Here is a 13,460-nt window from a genome sequence, read left to right as displayed (position 1 = left end):
ATGGCGGAACAGATATGGTTTTCACGCTGCGCTATGTCGCAGGGCTAAAACTATTTTTTGCCTTTCAATTAAGTATCGCAAAGCGTCAAAACTCGCTTCGCTCAGACAGTAGACGCTTCACGATAAAACAGCGGTAGGCAAAAAATAGTTTCTTAACGCCCTGCGCCAAACGCTTCGCTTAGAAAACCATATCTGTTCCGCCAAGTTACGTTATAAAGCCTTCCTCTTGAGGGGAAGGTGCCCCGCAAGGGGCGGATGAGGTGTGGAAAAATGCGCAATACCAACAATAACTTGACAACCAAACAATTAAATATCTTGGACCGCCTAAAGCAGATTCTCCCCTTCGTGGCCGACCTCGCCCATGGCCATGCTGCTATCTACGTTCAAGCGGAAACAGCGGGGAAGTTGCGTATAACGGCTACGGCCATGCCGCATACGGTCTATATGCAGGACGCTGCGGAAACGGCGGCAGGCTTGGTCGATACGTTATCCGAACCGCTTGTCACGGAGGTTTTTCAATCTGCGCAGTTCGTGCATGGCAAGCGGGAGCAGGATTATGGGCATTTCGTGGATATGTATGTGTTCCCTATTGTCGATAATGCGCATGTGATTGCGGTTATCAGCATTGAGGTGGATAAGGAGCATTTAAATATTGATGATTTCTCCTATCTCATCAAGACCACGCAGGATGTGTTGAATTTTGCGGCCCGCGATGTGGATTTAGCACCGTTTACGCCGCTTTCGGCCAGTGATGGGCTGATTATTACGGACCAGTTCAGCCGGATTGTGTTTGCCAATGCCGCTGCCCAGCGCATATACCGCGTACTTGGCGTGGGGAGTTTGAAGGGCTGTCATCTGTTTGACCGTCAGCTTACCCGTCATGTACGCCGGGAATCATTTGAACGGGAACGGCCGTGGCAGAAGGAATTGCTGGCCGGCGACCTGGCGCTTATCCGCCGGCAGATTGATTTGCAGGCCGGCGGTACGCTTATCCGGCGGCTGGTGGTGCTCTCTGATGTGACGGAAATCCGCGCCAAAGAGCAGGAAATCCGCATTAAGTCAGCGGTGATACAGGAAATTCATCACCGGGTGAAGAATAATCTGCAGACAGTGGCCAGTCTTTTGCGCCTGCAGGCACGGCGCAGCGGCTCTGATGAGGTCAAGTCGGCGCTGTCGGAAAGTGTCAACCGTGTGCTTTCTATTGCGGCTGTGCATGATTTCCTTTCCCGCCGGGGGGAGGAAAGTATGGATATCGGGCAGATAATGGCCGAGATTTTTGCACAGGTCAAGGCCAGTATGGTGGCAGCGGATTTTGACCTGCAGCAGGAATTCAGGGGTGAATCGGTGAGTCTGCCGCCTAAATACGCCAGTTCGCTGGCCTTGGTACTCAATGAGCTGATTATCAATGCCGTGGAACATGCCTTTGCCGGCCGTTCATCCGGGCTGGTAGGTTTGCAGGTGGAAATGGACGGTGAACTGAAACTTGATTTTTACGATGATGGCTGTGGTCTGCCGGCAGACTTTCAACCGGCAAAATCACGTTCACTGGGCTTATCCATTATTCGCACGTTGATTGAGGGCGATTTAGAGGGCAGTTTCCGGCTGGAAAATGATACCAGCGGCCCTGGCACTCATGCTTATATTGTACTGCCCAAGCCGCAGGCACAGGGGCAGGTTGTGGCTAGTTTGGAGGAATGAATATGCAGGGACATAAGAAATCATTGCGGATTGTCATTGCCGATAACGAATCCCTTATCCGCCTGGATATCCGGGAAATGCTCGAAGACGCGGGGCACGAAGTCGTGGGTGAGGCGGTAAACGGCCGCCGGGCGGTGGAACTTACACGGCAGCACCGTCCCGATTTGGTGCTGATGGACATAAAAATGCCGGAAATGGACGGCATTACGGCGGCCGGGAAAATATATGCGGATAAAATTGCCCCTGTTATTTTGCTGACAGCTTTCAGCCAGCCCGATATTGTGGATAAGGCCAAGGACTCCGGAGTGCTGGGTTATCTGGTAAAGCCGGTACAGGAAAGCCAGTTGTTTCCGGCAATAGAAATCGCGCTGTCCCGTTGGCAGGAAATGCAGGGGCTGGAAGATGAACTGGAAAAACTGAAGGACTCTTTGGAAACGCGCAAACTTATCGACCGGGCCAAGGGGATAATCATGGCGGCGCATAAGCTGGGGGAACAGGAGGCGTACCGCCGCATGCAGCAGTATGCCATGCAGAAACGGGTGCCGCTTAAGGACGTGGCCCAGAGTATTATCCGTGCGGCCGGAGGGAAGGCGTAAAAGTTAATATATTTCTATATAGGACGCCCGTGGGGGCTGGCAAACGTTGCAAAAAACACCGCCAGTCCCCACGGGCTTATTGCGTTGTACGAGTCAGTTCTTTATTTTTGTCCAATTATGTCCGGGACAATATTGAATGTCTTTAACTTGTATAAAATAGGAATAACCCGTATAATAAAACCATCGAAACACGAATTACTTAAATCGGTTTCGGTACGCTTCTGAGTGATCATAGGAGGCAAAGTGAAAATGAATCTGCGTGAGCGAACCACGGCAATTTTAAAAATCCTGACGGAAGGGGAAAATCCTTTCCAGAGTGCCACAGAGCTGGCGGACAAATTGGGCGTCAGCACGAAAACTGTATCAAGGGAGCTGCCAGCAGTGGCAGAGGCGCTAAAGCCGTATGGACTGGACCTTTCCCGGAAAAAGGGAGCCGGGTTCACCATTGACGGCGGCGAAGAGGCCATGGAATCGCTCAGGAAATTCCTGGGGCAGGTGAATGACAAGACTTTTTCTCCTGAGGAGCGGCGGTCGATTATCGTCAGCCGGCTGCTGCCTCACAATGAGCCGGTAAAACTCTTTACCCTCGCATCGCTCTTAGGCGTAACCGATGGCACCATCAGCAACGACCTGGACAAGCTGGAAAGCTGGTTTAAGGGACATGGGCTGAGGCTTGTCCGCAAACCGGGGCTGGGTGTCTACATTGAAGGTAAAGAATCAAGTATCCGGCAGGCAATTGTAGCTTATATTTATGAAAACGTAGGTGAGCAGGAGCTGCTGTCGCTTGTACAGGCCAATCTGGCCGAGGACGGGCAGGCGGTGAGCATGGCCTCCTCCCACCTGTTGGATTTGGTTGATAAAGAAATTATCCAGCGTCTGGAACGCTTGATAAGACAAACAGAAAAATCTTTGGATGGGCGGCTGTCCGACCAGGCCTTTGTGGGGCTGCTGGTGCATTTGGCACTGGCGGTGCAGAGGATTCGGCGCCATGAACCCATCAAACTGGCACCGGAGGTGCTGGCGGATTTAAAGTCGAAGGCTGAGTTTAAACTGGCGGTGGATTTGGGCGCGAAAATCGCCCAAGAATTTGCCATCACCATAAACGAGGCGGAGACAGGTTATATCGCCATGCATATCTTAGGCGCTCGCAGCCGCTATCAGCCACAGGGCATGCCGGCCTCATTGGATAATTTTCATCTGGTGCGCATGGCCAAAGCCGTGATGGGGGCGGCGGAAAAAATCAGCGGTCAGAATTTATATCGCAATTCAGCTTTGCTGACGGGACTTGTCAATCATTTGGGGCCGTCCATCAGCCGGCTGAAAATGGGGATGCCAATCAGGAATCCACTGTTAGGGGAAATGAACAGCAATTATCCGGAATTGATGCAGCTGGCAGCAGCCAGCGTCAAGGATATTGAAGGGGAACTTGATATCGTATTTCCCGAGGAGGAAATTGCGTATATTGCTATGCACCTCGGCGCGGCGCTCAACGATAATCAGACGCTCAAAAAGCTCGAGCGGCGTGTGATTGTAGCGTGTCCCACGGGGATGGGCACCAGCCGTTTGCTTGCCAGCCGGCTGCGTCAGCAGTATGACAATTTAATCGTTCACGATATGGTTTCAACTATGCAGCTTACACCGGCTTACTTTCGTGAGCACGAGGCCGATTTTATCATCGCGACGGTGCCGATACAGCATGTACCGCTGCCGGTGGTGGTGGTCAGTGCCCTGCTCACGCCTGCTGACCAGGAAAAAATTGACGGTGTGCTGGACGCACAGCAGCCGGAAATGAGGGAGGAACCTCCGGCCACGGTCAACAAGCCTGACTTTGTGAATGCGCTCAAAATCATGGGTGCTTATGAACAGGCTATCCTGACACTTATCGAGGGTTTTTTCTTCGCAGAAGATGATAAGTCCATGACTGTGCAGGAAATATCCCGGCTGGCCGGCCGGCTGATAAGTGCTGACAAGCAGACTGCAGAGTCTGTTGCCCGGGAGCTTTTGGCCCGGGAAGACAAGGGCAGTACCGCTGTCAGCGGTAATCACATGATTCTGCTGCACTGCCGCAGCCGTCATGTAAAAGAAATTCATTTTGGCATTGTCCATGTAGGTGACTTTTTCTTCTATCCTGCCGAGCCTACGGAAAAAATCCGTACGGCGGCAGTGATGGTCGCACCGCAGGACTGCAGCCAGTATGAACTGGAAACCATAGGTTATATATCCGCCGTTCTGCTCGAACGGTGGGGCTTTATCGAAGTGTTGCATGAAGGGGATAAGCGCCTTATCCATGAGGAGTTGGTGCGCATATTCCAGGAATTTCATGCCAAGAAATACAAGGAATTGATGGAGGGGTAATCCATGAGTACAGCGACAGCTTCTGCAAGAGGCTTCAACTTTCAAGAGGCCATGCAGAAATTTGGCCGGTTCTTATCCGGTATGGTTTTGCCGAATATCGGTGCTTTTATCGCCTGGGGCTTTTTGACGGCACTCTTTATTCCCACGGGCTGGCTGCCTAATGAATACTTAGCTCAGGTGGGCGGGCCGATGAGCAAATGGCTCATTCCCCTGCTCCTCGGTTATAGCGGCGGTGCGGCTGTTTACAGCCACCGCGGCGGTGTGGTTGGTACGATTGCCACGGCCGGTGTTATCGCTGGTGCCGACATTCCCATGTTCCTGGGCGCCATGATTATGGGCCCGCTGGCTGGTTATCTGATGAAGAAATTTGATACAGCCATCGAGGACAAGATTCCCACGGGCTTTGAAATGCTCGTCAATAACTTCTCCGCCGGTATCTTGGGCGGTGTCCTGGCTGTGCTTGCCTTTGTCGGTGTCGGCCCTGTGGTGCTGGCTGCTAATGGCGTGCTGCGCTCCGGCGTGGAAGGCATTGTGGCCGCAGGCCTCCTGCCGCTGGCGTCCATTATCATTGAACCGGCTAAGATACTCTTCCTCAATAATGCCATCAATCACGGCGTACTGTCGCCGCTGGGCATTCAGCAGGCTGAAGAATTTGGCAAGTCCATGTTCTTCCTGCTCGAGGCAAATCCCGGCCCCGGCCTGGGCGTGCTCCTGGCTTACTGGTTCTTCGGCAAAGGCATGGCTAAAGATTCCACTCCCGGTGCCATGATTATTCACCTGCTCGGTGGTATCCATGAAATTTACTTCCCCTATGTCCTCATGAAACCTGTACTGCTTATCGCTGTAATCGCTGGCGGTATGGCTGGCGTAGCAACGCTGCAGCTCCTGGGTGGCGGCCTTATCGCTCCGTCCTCTCCGGGTTCCATTATCGCCGTTCTGGCCATGACACCGAAAGGTGCCTTTATCGCCAACATGGCAGATTTCCTTGTCGCTACAGTAGTTTCCTGTGCTGTAGCCTCGGTATTCATTAAGGTTTCCGCTAATGAAGAAAGCGGCGAATCCCTGGAAGAGGCCAAAGCTGCCATGCAGGAACGCAAACAGCGCGGCCAGCTGGCTGTAAGTGCTGTACGTATCAGCGGCAGCGAACTTAAGAACATCGTTTATGCCTGCGATGCCGGCATGGGCTCCAGTGCCCTCGGTGCCGCCAGCCTGCGCAAGAAACTGCGCAGCGCCGGTTACACAAATATTTCCGTAACCAACGCCGCTATCGGCAATATCCCCAAAGAGGCACAGATTGTTGTCACCCATGAAAAACTGGCACAGCGTGCTATTGAAGATTCGCCGCAGGCTGAACATATCCTTGTCCGCAACTTCACGCAGAACGATGTGTATGAGCAGATTATCGCCCGTCTTTCCGAAAATAAAATGGACGGCGTTATGGCTGCCGGCCAGACCGGTTCCAAGGAAAAACACGTTTTGGACCTCAATAATATCCAGCTGGGGCTTAAAAGCGTAAGCAAGGAAGAGGCCATCACCGCCGCCGGCAAGGCTCTGGTTAAAGCAGGCTTTGTGGACGAAGGTTATATCGAAGGCATGCTCAAACGCGAAGAAGATATCAGCACTTATGTGGGCAAAGGCATTGCCATTCCGCATGGTGAGGCTGCTGTCAAGGATACCATCCGTCAGTCCGGTATCGTGGTGCTCCAGTATCCGGAGGGCATTAAGTTCGGCAACGATACCGCCCATATCCTCGTGGGCATTGCCGGCAAGGACAATGACCATCTGTCCATTCTCGCCAACATCGCCGCTACGATGGACGAATGCAGTGATGAAGAACTTGAAAAACTCTACAACACCAAAGATGCCAACGTGCTCTATGAACGTTTTGCACTGGCAAACTAATCAAATCTGAATATTACATGTCCCTTTTCCGCGCAGGCGTATACCCTGCGGAAAAGGGACTATTTTTATTGATAAATGTTGGAGGTAATGAAAATGAAAAAAGCAATCCATTTCGGTGCAGGTAATATCGGCAGAGGTTTTATCGGGGAGCTGCTCGTGCGTTCCGGCTATGAAGTGACGTTCGTGGACGTCAATGCGGAACTCGTGGATTTAATCAATGAGCGCCGTGCTTATGATATCAAAATTGTCGGGGATAAGCCCGAAATCATTCATGTGGAACATGTGCGCGCCATCAACAGCGCCGCCCATCCCGAAGAACTCACGAAGGCCATCTGTGAGGCTGATATCATCACGACGGCTATCGGCCCCAATATCCTGAAATTCATTGCGCCGAATCTGGCGGCAGGTCTGGCGGAACGTGTAAAGACGAATCAGCAGCCTTTAAATGTCATCGCCTGTGAAAATATGGTGGGCGGCTCGACGGTGCTCAAAGGTTTTGTCGAAGAAAACCTGCCGGAAGAGGCCAAAGCAGACGTAGCTAAGTATGTCGGTTTCCCCGACGCCGCTGTGGATAGAATCGTCCCCCTGCAGAAAAATGATGACCCCCTGCTCGTGCAGGTCGAACCATACGCCGAATGGGACGCCAATGTGACGCAGGCCAAAGGTGAACCGCCGCAGATTGCAGGCTTGACCTGGGTGGAAAATCTCGAGGCCTATATCGAGCGCAAACTCTTTACCGTAAACACCGGCCATGCCTCCATTGCTTACCTGGCTTACCGCAAAGGCATAAAGGATATCTACAGCGCCATGCAGGATAAGAGCATTGTGGATATGGCGCGCAAAGTCTGGCAGGAAACCGGTGACTTGCTCGTGCGCAAGTTTGGTTTTGACCCCCAAAAGCATGAAGAGTACGTTAAGACCACCGAAAAACGCTTTAGAAATCCGCACCTTAGCGACGAAGTGACAAGAGTAGCTCGCGGTCCCAAACGCAAACTCGGTGCCAAAGACCGCCTCGTAAGCCCCGCTACCCAGCTTTTGGCCCAGGGCCAGAAACCCTCGGCGCTCGCGACCGTAATCGGCGCGGCTTTCCACTTCGACTACGATGGCGATAAAGAGGCCCAGGAAGTACAGGGCGCAATACAGGAAAAAGGCCTGCATAAGGCAATATTAAGCTACACCCAAATCCCCGAAGAATCCGAACTCTTCCGCATGGTAGAGAATAAGACAGCAGGGTTCTAAGAGAATTGTATAATACGAGCCGGATTGACTGGTCATTTTTTGACAGGTCAATCCGGCTGTTTTGTGTTATTTTACTGGCAGCGAAAATGAGTTGTGGGGCCTGCGCAGGTAGGAAAATCGGCAAATTATCCTGAATTTTGAACTCGAGGGCAACAAGTATAGCCGTTGGCAGTTTTTTTGTGATAGGATAGGTGTGGGTGATTGCTGATGAAGATAAGGGGACTTATATATTTTTTTATTTGTGCCTTGTTGTTTGCGGGCTGCAGCGGACAGCGTGCGGAGAATGAGCAGACAGCATTAGTGATATACAGTTCGCATCCGCAAAGTTTTGTACAGCCGTTGGTGGATGAATTTGAACGGCAGACGGGCATTGCGGTGCAGGTGGTGCATGGCAGTACAGGAGAGTTGCTGGCACGGTTGGCCAAGGAAGAACCTAGCAAGGCTGATATTTTATGGGGCGGTGCAATTTCCACGGTGGCGGAAAAAAGCGAGTTGTTTGTTCCGTATACCTCAACGCAGGAGGAAATGCTGCAGCCCTGGTTTCGCAATAACGAGGGCTTTATGACCAGATTTACTAATGTTCCCAGCGTATTGCTGGTGAATACGAATCTCCTGGGAGATATGGAAATTCACGGTTATGCGGATTTGCTTAGTCCACGCTTGCAGGGAAAAATTGCTTTTGCGGACCCGGCCGGTTCTTCCTCTGCCTATGAACACTTGCTGAATATGCTGGCTGTTATGGGGCAGGCTGACCGGGAACAGGGCTGGCAGTATGTGCAGTCGTTTTGTCAAAATCTGGATGGTAAATTGCTGGACAGTTCGGCAGCTGTTTATGAAGGTGTGACTAAAGGGCAGTTTGTTGTCGGCTGCACTTTTGAAGAGGCTGCTATGCAGGAAGCCGCCAAAGGCGGGCCTGTGAAAATTGTTTACATGACTGATGGTGTTATGAGCGAGCCGGATGGGGTGTATATTGTCAGGCAAACGAAGAACTTAACGGCGGCGCAGACTTTTGTGGAGTTTGCAGTCAGCCGGGAGGCACAGAAGTATATTGCCAGCCATCTGCACCGCCGCAGTGTGCGCCTTGATGTGCTGCCACTGGATGAACGGGGATTTATGTTTGCTGTACCACAGCAGGACTGGGGGGCGCGGCACACTGAATCGCGTGAAGAACTGCTGCAAAGATTTCGGCGCTGCTATGCGTTAAGTGAGGGCGGTAATTGATGTATAATTTTCAATATGAATTGCGGCAGGCCTTGCTAAAGTACGCCTTGCTGCCTGCGCTGTTAATCTCCGTGCTCAGCCTGCTGCTTATTGGTTACAGCTGGAATCACTATGTGGTGGAGCGCAATGCGACGGCCCGCCAGCAGCTGACGGAAAAGATGACGGCGCTGCATACAGAAAATCAACAGCTGCTGGTGTTGCTGAACGGCCGGCTGCAACAGCAGGGTGACTGGCATAGTGATGAACTGTCAGCCGGGGGAGAGAAAGCGGCGCTATATGATTTTTTGTACCGTACGGTGAATAAAGGAAAATACCTTTGGAATTTTTATATTATTGATAAGGCCGGTCATTTGGTATTGGGCAGCAAAAGTCAGCTGCCGGCAGGCCTTGATGACCCAGAGTGGGGGATTATGCGCCGTTTGCAGGAGGACACGCAGGTGCGGGGCGAATTCTTACGGCAGAGCGCTGACCGGCAGGATTTCGTCTTTGGTCAGGCCGTATGGCAACAGGGCGTTTTACAGGGCTATGTGTTGTTGACACTGCCTGGCGACGCACTTTGGGAGAAAGGTCAAAACTTGGATATAGAGCTGGTAGTTACTGATGAACGCTATAACAAGGTGGCGGCTATTGGCAATGTGCCTCTTGATGGCCAAGGCAAGCTGGCAGCGCAGCTGGCGGCGACTAACGGGAACCTCGTGGAAGTTCAGCCCGAGATTTACTATGTAACGCAGAGCGTTTTGCCACAGGGGGTGCGGATACTGGCCATAAATCCGGTGCGCAGTCTGTTGATACGTTATCTCCTGGGCAGTCTGCTGATTGTTTTGCTCTTTGCCGTGCTGGTGCTGGTGATTTTGGGGAGTGTGCAGCGGGAAAGCCGCCTGCGGGCACAGACGGTGGAAAAACTGACGGCGGCTGCGGAGGTACGGCAGCTGGAGTCGCAGTTTAATCCGCATTTTCTCTTTAATACCTTGGAAAACATCAAGTTTATGGTAAAACTTAATCCCCAGGCGGCCGTGCGCATGATTAAGGACTTGTCAGCATTGCTGCGTTACAGTATCAATAACTCGTTGGTGAAGGTGCGGCTGGGTGATGATTTGGAATACGTTCATCGGTATATGGAGATTCAGCAGTACCGCTTTGGCCAGCGCCTGCTCTATGAGGAACAGGTGGCAGAGGCGGCCCTGGACTGTGAGATTCCGAAACTGCTCATGCAGCCGGTGCTGGAAAACGCGATTAAATATGGTGCAGATAAACAAGGAAAGATAAATATCAGTCTGTTGATAAGCAGGGCGGCAGAAGTTTTGCAGGTTGATATAATTGATAGTGGTGCTGGTTTTACGCCAGAGGCCCTGACACGTTGGCAGCAAATGCTGCAAACGGCAGAAAATCTGACAGAGCATACGGGACTATTTAATATTCATCGGCGGATACAATTGCTATATGGTGCGGGCAGTGGTGTGCAGATTATTCCACGGCTGCAGGGAACTTGTGTCCGCCTGCGTCTGCCTGCGCATGGTATGGAAGAGGAGTAGTGAAATGTTACGGGTATTTATCGTTGAAGATGAAGAAATTATTCGCCGAGGCCTGGTTGAAACGCTGAACTGGGAGGATATGGGGGCGGAGGTGATAGGTGATGCGGCTGATGGGGATGAGGCACTGCCGTTAATCAGGGAAATGGCCCCGGATGTGGTGTTGACGGATATAAAGATGCAGCGTATGGACGGCCTGACTATGCTGCGTACCTTGCGGCAGGAGGGCAATATGACTCCGGTGGTCTTACTGACCAGTTACGCCGATTTCAGTTATGTACGTGAGGCCTTGCGGCTGCAAGCTGTTGATTATTTGCTAAAGCCTGTGGAGGAAGAAGAAATCAGTAAAGTCCTGCAAAAAATTGGCAGTGCGGCAGTCACTGCGGACGACAGACCTTTTGCGCAGGAATTAGCTAAGGCCAGTCAGAGTAAGAATCCCTATGTACTGGCGGCCTGGCAGGCTATTGTGAATAACTATCAGCAGCATCTGAGCCTGGAACAGGTGGCTGAGCAGCAGGGCGTATCTCTGAGCTACATATCCCGTAAATTGAAAGAGGATACCGGAAATACTTTCGGTACTTTGCTTACGATGTATCGTTTGCAGCAGGCCGTGCGGTTATTGCAGGCCGGTACTTGGCGTATGTATGAAGTGGCAGAGCAGGCAGGGTTTAGCGATTACAAGAATTTCTGCCAGCTGTTTAAACGCTACTTGGGGAAAACACCACGTGCTGTTATGCAGGATAGTATCAGTTAGTTCAAAATTGCGGATGATTGTATACTATTCTGGATTGTTTTGGCAGGGACAGGGTGCTAGAATAAAATCGTACTTAATGATGTAATGTTTGTTATATAAGGAGGACGATTTATGTTTAAGCGAATGTTGCTGCTCTGCAGTGCTTTGCTGGTTATGTTGGCGTCTCTGGCCTGTGCAGCGCCTTTATCCGGTGATTACCAGCTGCAGGAAATGGTGATTCTCAGCCGTCATAATATCCGCTCACCGCTGTCGGGGAATGGTTCGGCGCTTGGTAAGCTAACACCGCATGTCTGGTTCAGGTGGACCTCAGCACCCAGCGAACTATCGTTGCGCGGTGGGGAGCTGGAAACCATGATGGGCCAGTATTTCCGCAAGTACGCCGTAGCACATGGTCTGATGCCGGAAAATTATCAGCCGGAGGCTGGAGCAGTAAGGTTCTATGCTAATTCTATGCAGAGAACTATTGCCACGGCCCAGTATTTTTCCAGCGGTATGCTGCCTGTGGCCAATGTGAGGATTGAACACCGTTTTGCCCCCAGCAAGATGGACCCCGTGTTTAATCCGCAGCTGACGATGGTCAGTGAGGCCTTCCGGGCGCAGGCAATGCAGGAAATTGCAGCTATGGGCGGCAAGGAAGGTTTGCAGGGCATTGGCGCGCATATGGACAAACAGTACCGCCTGCTCGAAAAGGTGCTAGATTTAAAGGCCTCACCGGCCGCTAAAGAAGGCATGACCAAATTCAGGGCCGATGATTTGCAGATTTTACTGGAAGTAAATAAGGAACCGGCTATGAAGGGCTCTTTAAAGCAGGCCAATTCTGCCAGTGATGCCTTGATTCTGCAGTACTATGAGGAAAAGGACCCGGTGAAAGCCGGCTTTGGCCACAAACTCACGCAGACGGAATGGGAAACTTTGGCCAGCGTTAAGGATATCTACGGTGATGTTCTCTTTACTGCTCCCTCAGTAGCTGTGAACGTGGCCCATCCGCTTCTTAAGGTTATGAATGAAGAACTTTCCCAGCCGGGCCGCAAGTTCACCTTCCTCTGCGGTCATGACTCCAATATTGCCAGCGTGCTGGCAGCGCTGGAAAATGAGCCCTATTCTCTGCCGCAGAGCATTGAGAAAAAAACGCCGATTGGTTCCAAACTGGTGGTGGAAAAGTGGGCAGGTAAAGATGGCCAGCAATATGCGAGCCTGAATATCGTCTACCAGAGCACCAAACAGCTCCGTGACAGAGAAATGCTGGATTTGGAAAATCCTCCGGTGGTTTATCCCATAAAATTGAAGGGGCTTAAGGCCAACAAAGATGGTCTTTATAAGCTTGAAGATTTACAGGCGCGGTTTGCCAAGGCTATCAAGGCCTATGACGAACTGCCCCAGGATAAAACGGCAGCTAAGGCCGCCTGATTTGCCGCAACTATTTGGCTGGTTTTCTTGCCGGCCAAATAGTTGCTATTTTTTTTGGAACAAGAAAAAAATTTAAGCAGGAGTTTTGCATTTTGTATTGAACTATGATATCATAGACTCAGTTAAATGGGATTTATATTGACCGTAAGAAACATTTGTCATAGGATTGTATACTACTGGAAGGACGATTGACGATGGGGGCATTTTCGAAAATTAAAGGTTCCTTCATGGGATTGGCTGACATTATCATGCCGATAAACGATGATTTCATGGAGTATGAAGACGAAATTGAGGAAAAAGCAGCAGAAACGAAGAAACAGAGCCGGGCTGTAAACAGAACACGTACAGCTGCCAGCACAACTGCGGAGTACAAGGTTTCCAATGGCGAGTCGGTACATGTGGCACGTCCCAGCTATGGCAGCAGCGAAGGTTTCCGTCGTGAGAAAACTCACGCCAAGAAACAGCAGCCCCAGCTGAAGGTGCATACTACGAAAATGCCGCAGCTGAAAATGCAGATTTTTGCACCGCGTAATTTTGAACAGGTTACTGCCATTGCTGATGACTTGAAAGCTGGCAAGGCCTGTGTGGTGAATTATGAACAGATTGAATCTGCAGAGCAGAGAAGAATCTGTGATTTCGTCAATGGCGTTTGCTATGTGTTAGATGGCTCAGCACGGCGCGTATCCAATAAGATTATGCTTTATGTGCCGGCAGGCGTGGATGTTTCTGAGGCCATGACCTTAGCTCTTACGGATTGAT

At 51.2% G+C, this 13,460-nt stretch carries 10 protein-coding genes; all 10 read left to right on the top strand.

What is annotated here, in order from left to right; genetic code table 11:
- Nucleotides 1-270: 270 nt before the first annotated feature.
- The 10 genes from DL94_RS0106355 to DL94_RS0106310 all read left to right on the top strand — a co-directional run bounded on the left by DL94_RS0106355 (nucleotide 271) and on the right by DL94_RS0106310 (nucleotide 13,459).
- A complete protein-coding gene (locus DL94_RS0106355; RefSeq protein WP_028129448.1) occupies nucleotides 271-1,698 on the top strand; it encodes a sensor histidine kinase in 1,428 nt (475 codons plus the stop codon).
- Nucleotides 1,699-1,700: 2 nt separating this feature from the next.
- Nucleotides 1,701-2,294, top strand: coding sequence for an ANTAR domain-containing response regulator (locus DL94_RS0106350; RefSeq protein ID WP_028129447.1), 594 nt, complete (start codon nucleotides 1,701-1,703; stop codon nucleotides 2,292-2,294).
- A 249-nt stretch (nucleotides 2,295-2,543) separates the two neighbouring features.
- A complete protein-coding gene (locus DL94_RS0106345; protein WP_028129446.1) occupies nucleotides 2,544-4,649 on the top strand; it encodes a BglG family transcription antiterminator in 2,106 nt (701 codons plus the stop codon).
- Nucleotides 4,650-4,652: 3 nt separating this feature from the next.
- Nucleotides 4,653-6,551 carry a PTS mannitol transporter subunit IICBA gene (locus DL94_RS0106340; RefSeq protein WP_028129445.1) on the top strand — a complete coding sequence of 633 codons (1,899 nt, stop codon included), beginning with the start codon at nucleotides 4,653-4,655 and terminating at the stop codon, nucleotides 6,549-6,551.
- 93 nt (nucleotides 6,552-6,644) lie between these two features.
- On the top strand, nucleotides 6,645-7,790 hold the full coding sequence (locus DL94_RS0106335; RefSeq protein ID WP_028129444.1) for a mannitol-1-phosphate 5-dehydrogenase: 1,146 nt from the start codon (nucleotides 6,645-6,647) through the stop codon (nucleotides 7,788-7,790).
- A 300-nt stretch (nucleotides 7,791-8,090) separates the two neighbouring features.
- Nucleotides 8,091-9,011, top strand: coding sequence for an extracellular solute-binding protein (locus tag DL94_RS0106330; protein WP_197020718.1), 921 nt, complete (start codon nucleotides 8,091-8,093; stop codon nucleotides 9,009-9,011).
- Nucleotides 9,011-10,543 carry a sensor histidine kinase gene (locus DL94_RS0106325; protein WP_028129442.1) on the top strand — a complete coding sequence of 511 codons (1,533 nt, stop codon included), beginning with the start codon at nucleotides 9,011-9,013 and terminating at the stop codon, nucleotides 10,541-10,543. Before DL94_RS0106330 ends, DL94_RS0106325 begins: the two co-directional genes overlap by 1 nt.
- A 4-nt stretch (nucleotides 10,544-10,547) precedes the next feature.
- Nucleotides 10,548-11,294 carry a response regulator transcription factor gene (locus DL94_RS0106320; RefSeq protein ID WP_028129441.1) on the top strand — a complete coding sequence of 249 codons (747 nt, stop codon included), beginning with the start codon at nucleotides 10,548-10,550 and terminating at the stop codon, nucleotides 11,292-11,294.
- Between the two features lie 111 nt (nucleotides 11,295-11,405).
- A complete protein-coding gene (locus DL94_RS0106315; protein WP_028129440.1) occupies nucleotides 11,406-12,701 on the top strand; it encodes a histidine-type phosphatase in 1,296 nt (431 codons plus the stop codon).
- Nucleotides 12,702-12,895: 194 nt separating this feature from the next.
- Nucleotides 12,896-13,459 (top strand): cell division protein SepF, encoded by a 564-nt coding sequence (locus DL94_RS0106310; RefSeq protein WP_028129439.1) that lies wholly within the window; start codon nucleotides 12,896-12,898, stop codon nucleotides 13,457-13,459.
- Nucleotide 13,460 lies beyond the last annotated feature (1 nt).

This window comes from Selenomonas sp. AE3005 (assembly GCF_000686945.1).
GTDB lineage: Bacteria > Bacillota > Negativicutes > Selenomonadales > Selenomonadaceae > Selenomonas_A.
The sequence above is the reverse complement of the archived record's forward strand: the minus strand, read 5'-3'. Positions and strand labels throughout refer to the sequence as shown.